This is a genomic window from Parafrankia sp. EUN1f (assembly GCF_000177675.1).
Taxonomy (GTDB): Bacteria; Actinomycetota; Actinomycetes; order Frankiales; family Frankiaceae; genus Parafrankia.
Window position 1 is genome coordinate 1 of the sequence record NZ_ADGX01000094.1, and the last position, 16,194, is coordinate 16,194.

Genomic DNA, 16,194 nt, shown 5'->3' on the forward strand with positions numbered 1-16,194 from the left:
CTCCCCGCGGCGGGTCGCGGTCGCGGAGGCGGGGCGGTCACGCCATTCGTAGAAGCCGGAACGGGAGACGTCGAGCCAGGCGCACATCTGGATGATGGACGGCGTCGGTGTGCCAGCATTCGCGGTGGTGCGGGCGGCGTACTCCGCATCGATGAACTCGAACGTGTCGCTCACCGATGATCCTTGGCGAAGTACGCCGCGGCTTTTTTCAGGAACTCGTTTTCCATGCGCAGCTCGCGGTTCTGCCGCTCGAGTTCGCGGAGCCGGGCACTTTCGTCGGCGGTCGCCGGCGGGGCCTCACCGGCATGGGCACGCCGGTAGGTGGCGACCCAGCTCCCTAGGGTTCCTTCCAGGATGCCCAATTCCTGTGCGACATCGGAGATCGGACGGGATGTCTCGATCACCATCCGCACGGCTTCTTCCTTGAACTCAAGCGTGAACTTTCTTCGCTTCTGCGTCAACTATCATTCCTTCCGGCCTGTCCCCTATTCTAGTAGGGGCCACTGTCCGGAAGAAAAAGGGCACCTCAGAGCCGCCGGAGTGCCGGTGCGGAGGTCGCCGTGTCGCAGGCCAGTTGTTCCGCGGTCGCCCCCGCACTGCCGGCGTGTTCCACCAGACCGAGTGTCGCGGCCACCCGTATGGACATGGGGGTTGCCAGATCGGCCATGGCGAGAATCGAAGGGCCATCCGTCGGGGCGTCCATGATTCGACCCTATCCGGGCTGCTTCCGCGGTCATGACCGTAGGAGAGATGCAGCCGGGCCGCGAGGCGTGCGACGTGACGGAGGCCGGTGTTCGACCACGGTCTCCGCGGCGGGTCACAGGGGTGGGCTCAGGTCTGGGCCGTCACCGGGTCGAGGATCGGTGAGCCGTTCGTCGTGAGTCCCGTCGTGAGTGGATGGCGGAGCCGGTGCAGATCGACGAGGCCAAGGCTCTGGCCTGAATTCGTCCAGCGCGGGTACAGCTTAAAGCAGAATGTAGAGAACAGAGACAACGCCCAGGCACACCAGGCCGGCGATGAAATGGTACGTGATGCGTCGACCAAAGATGAAGCAGCTTGCGATCCGGCGCGCTACGACGAACGCGACAAGATCACCTCCAGATAAACCCTAGGCCGCCCGCCAGGGAAACCATGGGTCATGGCGCACCGAAACCTGATCTCCCACTGTGGATGGTGGAACGTGCATCCAGCAGAAGCGCGCCGAACCCCGCTCGGTGGTGTAACGCACCATGACATGATCTCGACCGCCATCGGCCCGTCTACGCCTACCCAACTGCTCGATGACGCCGTCGACGATCACGGCGTGGCGCGCCAGCCGCAGCTGTTGGCGGAGCTCCTCCCCGATTCGCACGATCATGATGATCGTCCCGATGATGATCGGCGTCGCGACGCCTTCGATCACGCGATGCGTAAACATGACGGCCAATATCACGACGGCCGTCTCCCCGGCCAGCCAGGCCACGTTCCGTGCCAGGGCACCGATCGTCCGCTCGGGCATCACGGGCCGCTGTCGATCTCTGCTGTCGCGATCGGTGATGAGATCCACGCCTGTCAACCGCTGAGGTAGTCCCCGGTGGCCCATTCGCTCCATGCCAGGACTGGCCGCGCTTTCACCGTCTGACGACACCGACCAACCATTCCACATACGGCCTTGTGGCCCGACTGCCGCTGCGGTCTTCGGGGGGACGTCGTGGAACAGGCGCCTGGTGGCGGTGCCGCCGGAAGTGCTGGGCGATCACCACACCGGAGGTCGGGTCGAGCAGGAGAACAGGCTGGTCGTGCCGTTACGGACGTAGTCATGCGTCCTCCGCTCCGGGGTGCCGGGCATCAGCGGCAACACCGGGGCGGTACGGTCCAGGGCCTGAATCTGACTCTTCTCGTCGACGTACAGCACGATCGCCTTCTCCGGCTTACTCGGACATTCCGGCCGAAACCGGGAGGTCGCCCGAATCCTTTGGCTTGCCCGATGCGGCGGCCGGTTTGGCCGGTTTGGTTGGCTTGCCGGGTGTGGTGGCTGGTTTGGCCGGTTTGGTTGGCTTGCCGGGTGTGGTGGCTGGTTTGGCCGGTTTGGTTGGCTTGCCGGGTGTCGTGGCTGGTTTGGCTGGTTTGGTTGGCTTGCCGGGTGTGGTGGCCGGTTTACCAGACGCCCCGACCGACGCCGCAGACCCACCTGAGACCTCAGCATTGGCGGGCCTGGTAGCCGGTTTACCGGACACGCCCGCCGACACCACAGGCCCCGCCGCCGGCTTATCTGGCTTGGGATGGATGTATCCCAGCGGTGGGGTATCGGTCAGTACCATGCAGTAGGCAGTCACGTTCTCCGGGCCGTCGGCGCCAATTATCAGCGGGGCCAAGCCGAGGCTCGTCGGGAAGGGACCGGGGTTACCGCGGGCGGCAGCGTGGTTGCGGCAGATCAATGGCTGCAGGGGTGAGGTAGGTGCGCCGCTTCCCAGTCCAATCACGGGAGACGACCTCGGTCCGCCCGCGTGAGCCGTGGCGGATGACTCTGTCGGGGTCGACATCCGGCCGGCCGCCAGGTGGGTGCCGCCGCCCGGCGACGAATGCACCGTACCGGCATCGACGGCGAGGGCGACACCGCTCGTGGCCGCGAACGCGGCTGCGGCCGCGACCTTCACAGTCAGAAGCTTCGAAAGCGAGATCCTGATAGGCAGGCCGCTGCGGGGGGAGGGCCCGGCCACGGGACACGTTCGCCGGAAGGCGGCCACCGCTGCCTCCTCGCCGGCGAGCTTCCTACGTCGGGCCGGAGCGACGGTGAGCGAGTCAGCGCGGAATGATTCCAGGTTCCTGATTATCCGCAGCCACGCCCCAGCCGCCATATCCGCTAACTCTTCATCCTCTATGTCGTCATCGGAAAGCTCGCGAAGCCTGTGCAGCAGCCCGGGTTGGACTCTGCGGTAAATGATCCGGAATGCACTCTCGTCGCCACCTCGCGCAGCGACTATGGTGAGCAGGAGGTCTTCCGCGTCCCTTCCGCGAAGCTTTGTCTGTGAACCCATCAGAACTCCCCCGCTGTCCGGTGGCGCAACTATACCTTTGTACACAGTCGTGGTCGACAGCTCCGCACTCTCCAGCCCTGAAGGTCCTGCTGGCGGGATGGGTCAGGCTCGCCCGGTGCCGCCCACGGCCCGAAAACAGCGAGCAGGAACAACCGCGACGTACACGGACGTCCAGAGCCGCCAGGCCCGCGACCGGCACCGGCGGACGCCCCACCGACGTAAACAGTGCGAACCGAGAAGACATTCGAAAGTTGGGGGTCGGTCAGAGCCCCGCAGTCGATTACGCGGCGCGGGCTCTGGGCTTTGTCTCAACCTGGCGTGCGCTCGGAGGGACTCGAACCCTGCGGGTTCCTCGCGAGGATTACGGGTTGTTGTCGAGCAGGAAGCGCACGTTGGTCAGGCTGGGATGACCAACGGAAGCTGCTGCTCGCGGACGGCTTCGGCAGCGAAGCGGAGTGCCCCGCGGATGTCGTCCTCGTCGAGGTCCGGCAGCTCGGCGAGGACCTCGGTGGCGGACATGCCATCCGCGATCATTCCGACGACCGTTGCTACCGGGATGCGCAACCCACGGATGCAGGGGACCCCGCTCATCTACGCCGGGTTCACCGTGATGCGGGTGAAGTGCACTGACCACCCCCTCTCGTACTTCAGCATATGGTGATCACGGTGGTCCTGATGTGGTCGCCGTGAGAGCTGCGGCACAGGAGAACGTCCGGGTCGTGATCGCCCCGCTTCACCGGGAGCTGGCGGCAGGCACTCTCGCCTCTGTTCTGCACCAGGCGGGCATCGAGGCGGAGGAGCTTAGGGCGTTGCTCACCTGAGCCCAGCGCGATCCCGGGTGCAACCTGGAAGGGTGACTCTGTCGAAGCGTGCGTCCTGGTTCCTGATCGCGGTGGGTGTGTGGACGTGGGCCATCTGGCCGAATTTGTAGAACATTCACTTATGACCTAGGTACCGGGTCGAGTGACTGGCGCGGAGCCGGTACGTCGGGAGCGGGTCTGCCGGCGAGAAGGCCGGGGACGCGACTCTGGTTCATGATCCAGTCGTGCACGTCGGTATCCAGGTAGTCGGCCACCCTTAGCAGGTCGGCGTGCATCTGCTGCAGTGGTCGGTTGTGGATCGGTTCGTGGTGGGCGATGCGGCTCCGGAGGTTGACGAGCCGGTTGACTGGTTCGTAGACCGTCGCGCGGCGGGCGGGGCGAAGCCGGGGGAAGGCGTGGCGGAGCGCGGGCGTCCAGAGAGTCGCCTCGTAGCGGCGGGACAGCAGATATCGCCAGAAGCCGAAATTCAGCTCGGCGACGATCCGGCCAGGAACCACGGTCTTGTTGTTGCGTCGGATCCTGGCTCTGGCATCCGCTATGTCCTGACGGGCGCGGGCTTCGAGAGTCCTGGTAGGGGCGTCCCACCACTCTCCGGGGCGATGCTGGCGGGCGTGCCACGCCGTGAGCTGGTCATGAAGCGTGTTACGCAGCACGACTTCGAGTAGCCCCAGAACCTCGTAGAAGGCGGCACTGACCGAACTGTTCCACCCGTAGAGCATGATCGCGCGGGTGACGTCGCCGTCGCATGCCTGCTCGTAGGGGCTGAGGCGTTCGGCGCTCAGCCTCCGCCGGAGCCGAGAGGCGTCGGGTGAAGGCAGGGGGTTGGACATCGGTGCACCGGATCTTCTACAGTGGCCGTGTAGACCCCGGATGGCCTCTACCGCTCAGGCGGCATGCCCCGGGGTTTTGTCTGTCCGCCCACCCTATGGCGATCAACGTGGCTGAAATCGCGCGCCCACAGAGAGGCCACGGCGTCTGTGGGTGCGAGGCTGGTGGGGTGACGCTGTCGAAGCGTGCGCCCTGGTTCCTGATAGCGGTGGGTGTGTGGACGTGGGCCATCTGGCCGAATTTGTAGAGCATTCACTTATGACCTAGGTACTCCCCGGGGCCGGGAGCGGTCTTGTGTCTCTCGCGTGTACTCGGGTCGTTAAAGATCGTTTCTGCTCGTATGGTCGACAGAGGTCTGGTCGACCATGTCGAGGAGGTGGCGGTGAGCGCTTCGCCAGGAGTGGCAGGGACGGCTAGGCTGATCTCCATGGAGCGAGCGGCGCGGCTGACGGCTGTCGTCACGCACGAGGGCGACTGGTATGTGGCGCGGGCCCTGGAGGTCGAGGTGACCAGCCAGGGAGCCAGCGTCGAGGAGTCGCTGGCGAACCTTCGTGAGGCGCTGGAGCTGTACTTCGAGGACCAGCCGTTCCCCGCCACCGCCGCGGACGGTCCCATCGTCGCTCCGCTGGACATCCGCCTGTCGGCGTGACACCCGCGCTGCCTCGGGTCTCCGGGGCGAAGGTGGTGAAGGCTCTGGGGCGTGCCGGCTTCGAGGAGGTCGCCACGCGTGGCTCGCACTGCAAGCTGCGGCACAAGGAGAACGCCCGGGTCGTGATCGTCCCGCTTCACCGGGAGTTGGCGACAGGCACCCTCGCCTCTGTTCTGCGCCAGGCGGGCATCGAGGCGGAGGAGCTTAGGACGTTGCTCACCTGAGCTGCGCGTGGTTCCGGGTGCAAGCTGGACGAGTGACTCTGTCGAAGCGTGCGTCCTGGTTCCTGATCGCGGTAGGTGTGTGGACGTGGGCGATCTGGCCGAATTTGTAGAACATTCACTTATGACCTAGGTACTGCGGGCGGCTGCGGCGGTCGTGACAGCAGGAGAGTTGGCACTCGGCTTCGGCTGCGGATCCACTCTTCGACATCGCCGTCGAGGTGTCCGGCGACACGCAGAAGATCATGGTGAAGGGTCGCAAGCGGTCGGTTGTGGATCGGTTCGTGGTGCGCGACGCGATTGCGGAGCCGAACGAGGCTGTCGACGGGGTTGTAGATCCGGACCCGTTGCGCCGGGCGAAGGTTCGGAAACGCGCGGCGGAGTGCGGGAGTCCACAGGGTCGCCTCGTATCGCCTGGTCAGGAGGTAGCGCCAGAAGCCGAACGTCAGCTCGGCGATCATTCGGCCGGGCGTGATGTCCTTCCGGTCGCGGCGCAACCTGGCGTAGGCGTCGGCGACGTCCTGCCTTCGATGAGCTTCGAGGATGCCGGCCCGATCGTCGTACCACTGGCCGGCCCTTCGCTGGCGCTGATGCCAGAGGGTGAGCTGGTCGTGCAGGGCGTTGCGCAGGACGATCTCGAAGAGCCCGAGGACTTCGTGGAACGCGGCGCTGATGCTGCAGTTCCACTCGTACAGGGCCACTGCCTGCTCAAGGTCATGATCGCAGGCCCGTTCGTACGGTTCGAGGCGCTCGGCGCTCAGTCTGCGCCGGATCTGGACCGCGCAGGCGTGCGACGGGGTCAGGGCGTTCGACATCGGGCTACCGGTCTTCTACACTGTGCAGTGGACACCCCGGATGGCCTCTACCGCTGTACGGCTTCACTGCTGAGCGGCAAGCCCCCGGGGTTTTTTCTGTCCGCCCACTTTACGGCGATCAACGTGTCCGAACTCGCGCCCCCACACGGAGACCACGGTTCGCGGCCGGTGCGAGGCTGGTGGGGTGACTCTGTCGAAGCGTGCGTCCTGGTTCCTGATCGCGGTAGGTGGACGTGGGCGATCTGGCCGAATTTGTAGAACATTCACTTATGACCCAGGTACTGGGCCTGGGTCACGCCGTGCCGGTGGTGGTCAGCGGCTGCGAGGGCGCCAGATGGCGCGTGACCCGCGTGAGGAGCGTCCCGCTGACGGGCTTGCGCATCGTTTCCGGCAGCTGTGCCGCCTCGATTGACGATTAACTAGGGCAGGAGGGCGAGCGTTCGATTGGCTTTGACGACAGTGAAGTGCCGACGGTCGACGGTGGCGACCTCATCGACGCCGAGTCGTTCCGCGCAGGCGATCACTGATGCGTCCACGGTGCCCAAGGGCAGGTTGCGGTACTGGTTGACCAGGTCCGCGTTCCGCAGCCAGTCGGTCGGGTGGACGGTCTCGATATCGAACGCACCGGAGGCCAAGTCCGCGAGGAAACGCAGCTCGGCCTGCGTGCCGAGCCGGGTATCCAGTAGGTAGACCACCTCGGTGATCACAAGGGTGGGGACGATCAGCGGTCCAGGATGGGTTTCCAGCAGGTCCGCGCAGGCCTCGTGATGTTGGTCGTCGGCGTCGACGTACGCGTAGAGCGGACCGGCGTCGACTACGAGGGCTATGACGCCACCTCGTTGGCGAGGATCTCCTCCATGCGTTCGGAGATGTCCTGCCGGCCGCTGCGGCCTGCGCCCCGGGCGCCGAGTACGCGCCGTCCGTTGGTCGTCTCGCCCCGTTCGAGGAGTTCGGCGAGACCCGCCGGCACGATCGCGGCCAACCGCTGGCCCTTGTCCGTCAGGTAGACGACCTGACCAGATGCGGCAGCCTCTCGGACGACCTCGGCGAGTTGATCGTCGGGGGGGAGCGGCATCTCCGCCATGGCACATCGTAACTTTGGTTCACCCGCCTCACCCTCCATCGATCTTCTTGCCCGTCGCGACTCCGGCCGCTATCCCACTCTATGGCGATCAACGTGGCTGAAATCGCGCGCCCACAGAGAGGCCACGGCGCCCGTGGGTGCGAGGCTGGTGGAGTGACTCTGTCGAAGCGTGCGTCCTGGTTCCTGATCGCGGTGGGTGTATGGACGTGGGCGATCTGGCCGAATTTGTAGAACATTCACTTATGACCTAGGTACTGCGCCGCTACGCCGAAGGTGGTCGGCGGAGATCAGGGGATCAGCGGCAGTTTCCGGACCCGGACAAGACGGTCGGTGAGGACGATCATGCTGCCGTCCTTCAGCGCTTCTGCCAGCTGGTCGAGGTTCGCGAGGAGAAGCCGAAGCTGTTCGACGGGGCGGCGACCACCTTCCCGGCGGAAGAGGATCACAGAAGGGCTGTCGAGTTCGCTCCGGGCGAGGATGCCGCCGAAGTCGGTGTCGGCTGAGATCAGAACCCTTCGCTCGTCTCGCGCGAAGCCGAGGACGGTGGTGTCGTCGGCCGCGCCGAGTTCGACGTCTCGAACGTGGAGAACGTCGTGCCCGGCCTCGCGCAGACCGGTCGCGAGAGTGTTCGACAGGTTGTTGTCGAGCAGGAAGCGCACGTTGGTCAGGCTGGGATGATCAGCGGAAGCTGCTGCTCGCGGACGGCTTCGGCTGCGAAGCGGAGCGCCTCGCGGATGTCGTCCCCATCGAGGTCGGGCAGCTCAGTAGTGACCTCGGTGGCGGACATGCCGTCCGCGATCATCCCGACGACCGTTGCTACCGGGATGCGCAACCCACGGATGCAGGGAACCCCGCCCATCTGCGCCGGGTTCACCGTGATGCGGGTGAAGTGCACTGGCCACCTCCTCTCGTACTTCAGCATACGGTGATCATGGTGGTCCTGAGGTGGTCGCCGTGAGACAGGCCGCGAGGTCGCGGCAGCGTGGTGCTCGTGGGTTGTGCGGCAGCCATGGCGCTGGCGTCGCGTGCGTGTCCAGCTTCACGGCCCGCGGCAGTTCTCGATCGTCCCGTCCGTGCGTACGGATGCGAGGCTGGAGAGGTGACTCTGTCGAAGCGTGCGTCCTGGTTCCTGATCGCGGTGGGTGTGTGGACCTGGGCGATCTGGCCGAATTTGTAGAACATTCACTTATGACCTAGGTACTCCAGCCTGCTGTGTCACGGTCAGTAGCGGATGGGTGTCGTCGTGGTCGCTTTCTGTGTTTGGGTGGAGGTGGGCCCAGGACCTGTCGTCCGATGGGTCGGCGGGATGGCGTTGGGACGGGCTCTGCAAGCGGACTTTGAGTCGCGCGGGAAGATCTCAAGTTTTTGCCCGTAGACTTGGATTGTGGATCGGGATCGGTTCGAGCGCAGCCCCACTGGACATCTCGTCAAGATTGCTGGAACGGACGGGCGGACGGGCGTCGCGTACGAACACGTGGCCTTCCAGCCGGACCCGCTGGGGGGCGCCGAGCCGGCACTGGCGGGAGGGACGTGGCGAAACGTAGCCCGCGCGGGGCGAGCTCTCGGTCGTCTCGACCAGGCCGGCCGACAGATCCCTGAACCTGCCTTGCTTCTGCAGCCCACGCTTCGGACGGAGGCGCAGAGCACGTCTGCGTTGGAGGGGACCTTCGCTCCGCTGGAGGACGTGCTCGCGGCTGAGGTCACAGAGCCGACCTCGCAGAGCGAGGAGGTCCGTGAGGTCCTTAACTACGTCCGGGCGGCCGAGGCGGCATTCGCGTGGATAGGCGACGGCCGCCCACTCACGGTCGCCGCGCTCTGCCAGATGCATCGAGATCTCGTGCGTGGAACTCCTGCGGATACCCGTGATGCGGGGAGGATCCGCTCGATTCAGGTTGCGATCGGAAGCCGCGGTGGTGCGATCGACACCGCTCGCTTCGTCCCGCCGCCGCCCGGACTGGAATTGGACGCCGCCGTCCGTGATCTGCTGGACTGGGTCAATTTTGATTCGAAGGTCATTGATCCGGTCGTGGCTGCCGCGATGGCGCACTACCAGTTCGAAACCCTTCATCCATTCAATGACGGAAATGGAAGAATCGGGCGGCTTCTCGTGGTCCTCGATCTTTGTTGGAAGGAGGTTATCTCGGAGCCGCTGCTGGCTGTGTCGCCTTGGTTGGAGGTGCGTCGGGAAGAGTATCAGGACCGTTTGAGGGAAGTTAGCGCAGTGGGGGACTGGGACGGCTGGATTTCTTTCTTTTCCGAAGGTCTGGCCGAGTCCTGTGAGCAAACTATTCGGACGGTCGACGACCTTCTCGGTCTCCAGGCCGAATATGTGCGACGCCTCAAGGTGGCGGGCCTGACCGGTGGACTGGTTCGCGATGTCATCGACCGGCTGATCGGGAGTCCATTTGTCACGGTGCGTTCGGTCAGTGAAGATACCGGCAGGACTCTGCAGGCGGCCAGCAATGCCGTCGCCAGGCTTGTAGATCTAGAAATTCTGCGGGAACGTACCGGGCGAAGCTACGGTCGTGTCTTTGAGGCAGTGGAGGTCACTTCTGTGCTACGGGGCCGGTCGGGCCGCTGAGGCTCCGTCGGTCGGGCGGTGGCTCCGCAGACGTGTTCGGTCTCACCGAACAGCATGATTTATGATCATGCTGGTCGTCGGGGTGGCTGCGAAGCTGGACCGGTGACCCTGTCGAAGCGCGCGTCCTGGTTCCTGATCGCGGTGGGCGTCTGGACGTGGGCCATCTGGCCGAATTTGTAGAACATTCACATATGACCTAGGTACTGGTTCTGCCGGGGGTGTCTTGCGTCACTCTGTGTGATGGGTCTCGGTGGGCTCGTCCGCTCGGGCGGGTGCGAAGCTGGTGGGGTGACCCTTTCGAAGCGTGCGTCCTGGTTCTTGATCGCAGTCGGCGTCTGGACGTGGGCCATCTGGCCAAATTTCCTTCGCAATATTTGGAAGGATGATCGTTCCTGGGACCACGGTCCGACCGGCTTCTTCACGGTCCACCTGGTCCTGACGGTCGTCTCGCTGGTGGTCGGCTCCGTCGTCGGCTGGCTCGGCATCCGCGGGGCTCGCGTGAACCGTCCCGGTGCCCCCGGCGATGATGCTGTCTCGTCTGACCGGTTGATCAGCTCTGGTCGCTGATGCCTCGGGTATACGGCGGTCTTGAAAACTACCCGGGGCGCCGATCTGCCCGGCGCCGTGTGGTCCTCCTGGCCTCGGTGAACCCGGCCTGACCTGGGCGGATGCTTCGCCGTGATCGTCGAGGTGTGGTCCCGGTGAGTCTCACGGGATCCCACTGTTGACCATGGTTCACGGGCGCATGGCGGGCAGAACCGGGCCGGATCCGGAGGCGTCAGCGGCCGTCTCCGCCCACGGGTCGGTGGTCGTCGTGCCTCCCATTTCTTTGTCCTGTTCCCCGGACAGTGCCTTCGCCTGTGCGGGACGCCGGCCGGGTCAAGGATGGCGCAGCCAGTCCGTAGGACCGCCCGAAGGGCGCCCTTGACCCGGCCGGCGGCCCGTCAGATCATCTGGCGCCCAGCCGGGGAATGGGCACTCAACGTGATTTGTTAGCGTAGATCGGCTACGCTGGGTATCCGAGTATCCGAGGTGCTGCCGGTCTCGCACCGGCGGAGCACCTGACCCATATCAGATGTTCGATCGTCCGCAGACGTCCGTGGGTGTCCCCCGGTGCAGGCCACGGGCTCGATCACGTCCGTCGGCGCCCACGGACGTCCGTCCCCGTTGCAGTACAACTGCGGTACGGAACGCTCCCGAGCAGTGGTCACGGACCGCATTCGCGGAAGCCGTTTCGCAGGGTGGCCACAGAAAGTCTCGCCCCTGCCAAGGTGGACGGGTCGGGCTGTCCGCTGCAACTGCCTCAGTCTCCCGGCCGTCCGCTGGCGTGCCCCCTGCTTGCTCTTCTGCCCACCGGCGTGCGCGACGGCGGGATAGTGATAGATCATCGCGCCATGGCTGGATCAATCAGGCTGAAACCGCCGGTGTTCATCTCCGCATGTACGTGCTTCGCCTCCGCGGCGACGGTCCGCACCTCGGATCCACGAACCCTCATACCCTCCCTTGCACAAAGTCGGCCTGACTCGTCCGCTGGCATCCGCGTCCGTCCGCCGGCTTGGCTACACAGTTGGCTACCTAGCTTCCCGGTGATCTGGCGCAGGTAGCCGACCTGCGGATTATGAGAGAACGGCGCTCCATCCACAGACGTCCTCGGATGTCCCCCAGGTCGCCCCACCCTGGCCTTGAGCGTCGGGCCGTGTCCGCCGGAGTGATGTCCACCCGCTTAAGTACAGCGATAGGACATTGCCGCTGGGCTCCACGAGGGCTGGAAAGTAGGCGTATCGGCCACAACCTGACCCGACTCAAACAGGTAGGCTCCCTCCACAACAGGTCGGCGAGCGAGGACAACGCCCGACAAGGAATATCCCTGCGATATCGGCCATTGAGATGGCAAATAGCAAGAACTTAGCGCCAAGGGTCCACAACTACAGGCCGCCCGACTGTTGCGGATTCAAAGTAGCGACCCGTTGCAGTGCAGAGTTGACGAGACGTGACCACTGTGTGAGTATCGCTCGCGTTGGATCTCGAGCGATATCCAGAAAGGATTGTGGGATGACAAGTCCGACAGGGAATATCAATCTCAGAATTGCTGAACTGGTCAAGGATGCACGGCCGGAGGAAATTGTCGAAGTCCTGACGGACAGCAGCGAGAGAAGCCTGCTGAGTGCGGCCGGAGGAAATAACAACAACCATAACAACAACAACACCAAGCCCAAGTAAATACTCTCCGCCCCAAATTGTTCATTCCGGCGGCCATCCATCCTATTCGTTCAAACCGTCGGTCCGACCAGGAATCACGGGTAGACGTGTGCATGGATGCAGATAGGGAAAGTAGCATTCTAGATATCCTCCTCCTATTCCCGCCGCAGTGGAGTCCCTTCCAGCCGTCCCTGTCCTTGCCATCGCTATCAGCTTGGCTGAAGCGAGCTGGGTTCAGTGTCAGTTCTGTCGATTTGAACGTCGAATTCTTCGAATGGCTACTTTCCGATCACTGTGCCGAGCTACTGATCCGTCAGGTCCACGAGAGGGCGGACCTGACGGATCAGGTCCGGGTCTCGTTGCAGAGGCTGTTCGAGAACGTAGCAGCCATCCGGAGCGATCTACACCGGATGAAGAATAGTCAACCACCGATTTACCCGAGAGACAAAGCTAGCTACTTCGACCGCCACTACATTGGCGTGAGCTCATTGACGACCTATCTAGCTGCGATCTCCCAGGTCAGCCAGGACTTTTCCGTCTCACCATACGAGTTCCATCTAGAATGTGACAACCTATCTTCGGCCGCGTTGGAAAGGATGGTTCGGCGCCCGCCCCAGCTGCTAGCCGAGTTCCTCCGCGAGAGCGTGGTTAGGCACGTGCGTACACATCCAGCTCGATCGATCGGAATTTCCTGTATCGGCCAAGAACAGTTGTACTTTACCCTGCTGGCGGGATCAATAATAAAAGAACATACCGATGTACCTGTGCTCGTCGGCGGAACGATACTGGCGCGGATATTCGAGCGCGGATCGTTGAAGAACGACTGGTTCGGGAGTTTTTTCGACATAATCGTTCGCAATGAGGGCGAAAAGCCGGCAGAGGAGATCCTGCGGAACCTGCTCTCAGGTTCCCCCGCTGTTGACAATGTCCCGGGGATTGTCTATCTGCATGACGGAGCGATCGAGTCTCGCGAACCGTGTGCGCCGCTCACGCCACGCGAGATCCCGGTCCCCGACTTTGACGACATGCCGCTGACTCAATACCTTTCGGCGCATACGACCCTCCCTCTGCTCGCCTCCCGTGGCTGCTATTGGGGAAAATGCGAGTTCTGCCATCACGGTATGGTCTACGGTGAGAAGTATGCCGGCTATGGTGCCGGGGCGGTACTGGACTCTCTGCATGAACTTGAAGCAAGATACGGCGTTCGATACTTCGCCTTCAATGACGAAGCTCTCCCGCCTAAGCTGTTGCGCGATTTGGGAGAGATGGCACCTTCCCATGAAGTCACTGGATGGAATCTTACAGGACTGATAAAGTTTGAGAACTTTTTTCGGTCCGAGGATTTTGTAAATCTGCATAGGATTGGCTTCAGGTCGCTGTATGTCGGACTTGAGTCCGCCTCAGAACGGGTACTCCGGCTGATGCGGAAAAATACCCACAGGGAGGTCATAGTAAGTAATTTGTCGGCTGCCGCAGCAGCCGGTATCTGGATGCACTGCTTTCTTTTCTTCGGGTTCCCCGGAGAGGAAGAGGCGGACGCGCAGGAGACATTTGATTTCATCGTGGGCAACCGTGAGATTGTTAGATCATTCGGCGTCGGGACATTCTCGCTGGAGCACAACGCTCCAATCTTTCGCCACCCTGAGCGTTTTGGCTTGACCCTACACAGGTCGCCTCGCGTGGACGAGGATCTTGATGTCTACTACGCGTACGACGTGCGGGATGGAATATCGGCGGGGCGTGCCGGAGAGTGGGCAGATATGTTGCACGGTGCAGCCCTCGATATCCCTGATTACCAAGCTGCTGGTTGGATTCCACGCGAACTTCTGCTGGGCATCCTCGCTGCGATTAGCCCAACGGAGCTTATCGAACAGGGCGCCCGGACATGGGAGTTGGGCGGACTTCCGCGCGATGCCGCGATGTCGCATCTGGTCATGTTGATTGATCACCCCGATGAAGCGGAACAGAAAATCCTGATAAACCGCGTCAGCGGGTCCGTCTACTTCGTCCGCGGCGGTTCTCGTGTCCTCCTTGAACATTGCATTGAGGGGGACGTCACTTTCGGCGACCTCAAGACGCTGGCGCCGTCCATCTTCGATCGAATATCAGCCCGGCCTGTGAAGCGGTCCGCCTCTGCGGAGCTTCGGTCTGGGTGACCGTTATCACCCGTTTTACCCCCGATTCCCGCTTGATCTCATCGACCACCAACAGGCAGCCGTGGGCCGCGACGCACCGGCGAGCACGGCGCTCCAGCGCCGCGCGCAGCCGCCGCGCGGCGCGGCTGTCGGTCGCTGCTCTTGATTCGTAATTCGATCAACTCGGCAGTTCGCTGCCTGCTTATGCTGGGTGGTTGATCAAAGCATTAGATCAAGATGGAACTTGAACGCACTACTGAGCCCGGCGAGTAGATGACCGCCCTTGATCGAGCTGGCGAGAGATGGTCTGCCAATCACCCCGGTGGATGTGTAGGTGGGCATTCCGACCGAGAGTAGGTGAGGGCGCTCGTTGGCTATGTGGTCGCCGCTCTTGTAAGAGTCTCTGACCTGCTCGGGTGTGGTGTGTAGCAGAACGGAGACCTCAAGTTCTCCGGCGTGCATGTCCTCCGAGTGGTCGGTCTCCATGCCGGCGGCTTCGCGGGCGCGGGTCCAGTCGGTTTTGCCGGGGAACAGGATCATCCGCGGCCCACCGATGTTCGCTTCCTGGACGATGTTGGAGAGCACGTAGTTGCCGCCGTGCCCGTTCACGATGACTAGCCGGTCTACCCCGGAAGCGCTTAGGGATGCGGTGATGTCATCGATCAGGGCGATGAGGGTGCGGGCGCTGATGCTGACCGTGCCGGGGTAGGAGGCGTGTTCGTGGGAGCAGGAGAAGGTGATCGGGGGGAGCAGGAACAGGCCGTAGTCGTCGGCGATGCGGCGCGCGATGGCGGAGGCGATCAGGGTATCCGTCGTCAACGGCAGGAAGTCGCCGTGCTGTTCGAAGCTTCCGACCGGAAGCACGGCGACCCGGGGGTTGAGCGCCCGGATGTCGGTGGTGGTGGCCGTGGTGGCGAGAGAGTCCACGTGAGCAGCCTACGGCCGACCGATGCGGGTGGCCGGTGGCAAGGTCGTGAGCGCTGCGGCCAGCGTGCGGACCTCGTCAGTCTTCCGCCAGCGACCGAGCCAGCCGGGCAGGCGGTGCAGCTCGTCGGCGGCTCGGGCGGAAGCCGTGTCAGCCACGATCGGGATTGCCTCCATCGCCACGGCGCAGGCGCGGGCGGGTTCGCGTTGGGCTGCGTAGGCGTTGGCAAGGCGGGCGAGATGCAGGCCGCGGTCACGCTCGAACTCGGCGGGCCAGTCGGTCAGGCAGTCCTCGTAGACCGTGATCGCCTCCCGCGTCTGGCCGAGGATGAGCCAGCAGTCCGCGGCCTCCAGCTCGACGTACGCCGGAGTGCAGTAACCGGTCAGGGTGCGTTCGGTCTCACCGTGGTCGTCGGTGATGGCGGCGTGGTGGCGGGCCTGGTCGAGCGCGCGGGCACAGGCGGCGGCGTCTCCGGCAAGGGCGTGGCCACGGGCGATCTGCCGGTAGGCCAGGGCTCGAGCGCGGGGGCTGATGGTGTCGGAGCGGCGTAGTGCGGCCTCGGCGAGTCCGAGTGTTGCTCGGCGGTCCCGGCGGGCGGCGGCATGGTGGCTCTTGCGGGTCAGGACGTAAGAGATCATCAGGGAGTCGTCGGCCTCGGTCGCCCACTCCAGGGCTCGGTCCGACCAGTGGGCGGCGGCGCGGTCGTCGCCTGCGTCCTGGTGGAGCCAGCCGGCGAACTCGGCGAACGACGATCCGACCTGGAGAACCCGGGTCCGGGTGGGGCCGTCCGCCACGGCCAGAAGGCGGCCGATGAAGTCGAGCTGGACTGCGGCCGTGGCCATGAGATGGCGTGGGCCCATCATGTTGTCCAGCCGGGCGTACTGGGCGAGCGTGCCGTGAAGCGCGTCCACGGCTGCGG

General features: G+C 63.9%; 20 protein-coding genes and 1 pseudogene. 7 read left to right on the plus strand and 14 right to left on the minus strand.

Going from position 1 to position 16,194, the window contains the following annotated elements; genetic code table 11:
• Nucleotides 1-170: 170 nt before the first annotated feature.
• The 6 genes and pseudogenes from FREUN1FDRAFT_RS24590 to FREUN1FDRAFT_RS24605 form a co-directional block, all read right to left on the minus strand.
• A complete protein-coding gene (locus tag FREUN1FDRAFT_RS24590) occupies nt 171-461 on the minus strand; it encodes an IS3 family transposase (protein ID WP_006542944.1) in 291 nt (96 codons plus the stop codon).
• A 65-nt stretch (nt 462-526) separates the two neighbouring features.
• Entirely contained in the window at nt 527-703 is a 177-nt protein-coding gene (locus FREUN1FDRAFT_RS44195; RefSeq protein ID WP_006542945.1) for a hypothetical protein, read from the minus strand.
• Nucleotides 704-1,108: 405 nt separating this feature from the next.
• Complete coding sequence (locus tag FREUN1FDRAFT_RS24595; protein WP_157475286.1) at nt 1,109-1,546, minus strand: DUF3592 domain-containing protein; 438 nt, start codon at nt 1,544-1,546, stop codon at nt 1,109-1,111.
• Nucleotides 1,547-1,709: 163 nt separating this feature from the next.
• A pseudogene (locus FREUN1FDRAFT_RS41915) lies at nt 1,710-1,909 on the minus strand (IS630 family transposase); the annotation flags it as partial.
• Nucleotide 1,910: 1 nt separating this feature from the next.
• Entirely contained in the window at nt 1,911-2,354 is a 444-nt protein-coding gene (locus FREUN1FDRAFT_RS45285) for a hypothetical protein (protein WP_198144481.1), read from the minus strand.
• Nucleotides 2,355-3,413: 1,059 nt separating this feature from the next.
• Complete coding sequence (locus FREUN1FDRAFT_RS24605) at nt 3,414-3,608, minus strand: DUF433 domain-containing protein (protein ID WP_050796017.1); 195 nt, start codon at nt 3,606-3,608, stop codon at nt 3,414-3,416.
• Between the two features lie 95 nt (nt 3,609-3,703).
• Between FREUN1FDRAFT_RS24605 and FREUN1FDRAFT_RS47495 the strand changes: the two genes are divergently transcribed.
• Nucleotides 3,704-3,838 carry a hypothetical protein gene (locus FREUN1FDRAFT_RS47495; protein ID WP_255348234.1) on the plus strand — a complete coding sequence of 45 codons (135 nt, stop codon included), beginning with the start codon at nt 3,704-3,706 and terminating at the stop codon, nt 3,836-3,838.
• A 119-nt stretch (nt 3,839-3,957) separates the two neighbouring features.
• On the opposite strand, the gene FREUN1FDRAFT_RS24610 is transcribed toward FREUN1FDRAFT_RS47495, so the two are convergent.
• A complete protein-coding gene (locus FREUN1FDRAFT_RS24610) occupies nt 3,958-4,668 on the minus strand; it encodes a hypothetical protein (protein ID WP_006542952.1) in 711 nt (236 codons plus the stop codon).
• 380 nt (nt 4,669-5,048) lie between these two features.
• Here FREUN1FDRAFT_RS24610 and FREUN1FDRAFT_RS24615 point away from each other — a divergent pair, with 380 nt between their 5' ends.
• Together FREUN1FDRAFT_RS24615 and FREUN1FDRAFT_RS24620 are read left to right on the plus strand one after the other, a co-directional pair.
• Nucleotides 5,049-5,315: a type II toxin-antitoxin system HicB family antitoxin gene (locus FREUN1FDRAFT_RS24615; RefSeq protein ID WP_232295384.1), complete on the plus strand. Its 267-nt coding sequence runs from the start codon at nt 5,049-5,051 to the stop codon at nt 5,313-5,315.
• Complete coding sequence (locus FREUN1FDRAFT_RS24620; RefSeq protein WP_006542954.1) at nt 5,312-5,539, plus strand: type II toxin-antitoxin system HicA family toxin; 228 nt, start codon at nt 5,312-5,314, stop codon at nt 5,537-5,539. The genes FREUN1FDRAFT_RS24615 and FREUN1FDRAFT_RS24620 overlap by 4 nt, the downstream gene beginning before the upstream one ends.
• Before the next feature lie 119 nt (nt 5,540-5,658).
• Here the strand turns inward: FREUN1FDRAFT_RS24620 and FREUN1FDRAFT_RS24625 are convergent, their stop codons facing one another.
• From FREUN1FDRAFT_RS24625 to FREUN1FDRAFT_RS24645, 5 genes are all read right to left on the minus strand, one after another.
• Nucleotides 5,659-6,351 carry an Abi family protein gene (locus tag FREUN1FDRAFT_RS24625; protein WP_006542956.1) on the minus strand — a complete coding sequence of 231 codons (693 nt, stop codon included), beginning with the start codon at nt 6,349-6,351 and terminating at the stop codon, nt 5,659-5,661.
• Between the two features lie 419 nt (nt 6,352-6,770).
• Entirely contained in the window at nt 6,771-7,178 is a 408-nt protein-coding gene (locus FREUN1FDRAFT_RS24630; protein WP_083828807.1) for a type II toxin-antitoxin system VapC family toxin, read from the minus strand.
• On the minus strand, nt 7,175-7,435 hold the full coding sequence (locus FREUN1FDRAFT_RS24635) for a hypothetical protein (protein ID WP_006542958.1): 261 nt from the start codon (nt 7,433-7,435) through the stop codon (nt 7,175-7,177). The genes FREUN1FDRAFT_RS24630 and FREUN1FDRAFT_RS24635 overlap by 4 nt, the downstream gene beginning before the upstream one ends.
• A 287-nt stretch (nt 7,436-7,722) precedes the next feature.
• Complete coding sequence (locus FREUN1FDRAFT_RS24640) at nt 7,723-8,094, minus strand: DUF5615 family PIN-like protein (protein WP_006542959.1); 372 nt, start codon at nt 8,092-8,094, stop codon at nt 7,723-7,725.
• 5 nt (nt 8,095-8,099) lie between these two features.
• The gene (locus tag FREUN1FDRAFT_RS24645; protein WP_050796018.1) at nt 8,100-8,357 is read right to left on the minus strand and encodes a DUF433 domain-containing protein; all 258 of its coding nucleotides are present in this window, start codon (nt 8,355-8,357) and stop codon (nt 8,100-8,102) included.
• 552 nt (nt 8,358-8,909) lie between these two features.
• On the opposite strand from FREUN1FDRAFT_RS24645, the gene FREUN1FDRAFT_RS24650 reads away from it, so the two are divergent.
• The 4 genes from FREUN1FDRAFT_RS24650 to FREUN1FDRAFT_RS44225 all read left to right on the plus strand — a co-directional run bounded on the left by FREUN1FDRAFT_RS24650 (nt 8,910) and on the right by FREUN1FDRAFT_RS44225 (nt 14,371).
• Nucleotides 8,910-10,016 carry a Fic family protein gene (locus FREUN1FDRAFT_RS24650; RefSeq protein WP_232295386.1) on the plus strand — a complete coding sequence of 369 codons (1,107 nt, stop codon included), beginning with the start codon at nt 8,910-8,912 and terminating at the stop codon, nt 10,014-10,016.
• A 288-nt stretch (nt 10,017-10,304) separates the two neighbouring features.
• Nucleotides 10,305-10,583, plus strand: a complete 279-nt coding sequence (locus FREUN1FDRAFT_RS24655) for an SCO4848 family membrane protein (protein ID WP_035953360.1) — start codon at nt 10,305-10,307, stop codon at nt 10,581-10,583.
• Nucleotides 10,584-12,068: 1,485 nt separating this feature from the next.
• The gene (locus tag FREUN1FDRAFT_RS44220; protein ID WP_006542964.1) at nt 12,069-12,236 is read left to right on the plus strand and encodes a hypothetical protein; all 168 of its coding nucleotides are present in this window, start codon (nt 12,069-12,071) and stop codon (nt 12,234-12,236) included.
• A gap of 92 nt (nt 12,237-12,328) precedes the next feature.
• Nucleotides 12,329-14,371 carry a radical SAM protein gene (locus FREUN1FDRAFT_RS44225; protein WP_006542965.1) on the plus strand — a complete coding sequence of 681 codons (2,043 nt, stop codon included), beginning with the start codon at nt 12,329-12,331 and terminating at the stop codon, nt 14,369-14,371.
• A gap of 198 nt (nt 14,372-14,569) precedes the next feature.
• On the opposite strand, the gene FREUN1FDRAFT_RS24665 is transcribed toward FREUN1FDRAFT_RS44225, so the two are convergent.
• On the minus strand, nt 14,570-15,277 hold the full coding sequence (locus tag FREUN1FDRAFT_RS24665; RefSeq protein ID WP_006542966.1) for a creatininase family protein: 708 nt from the start codon (nt 15,275-15,277) through the stop codon (nt 14,570-14,572).
• A gap of 9 nt (nt 15,278-15,286) precedes the next feature.
• Nucleotides 15,287-16,186, minus strand: coding sequence for a hypothetical protein (locus FREUN1FDRAFT_RS24670; RefSeq protein WP_006542967.1), 900 nt, complete (start codon nt 16,184-16,186; stop codon nt 15,287-15,289).
• Nucleotides 16,187-16,194 lie beyond the last annotated feature (8 nt).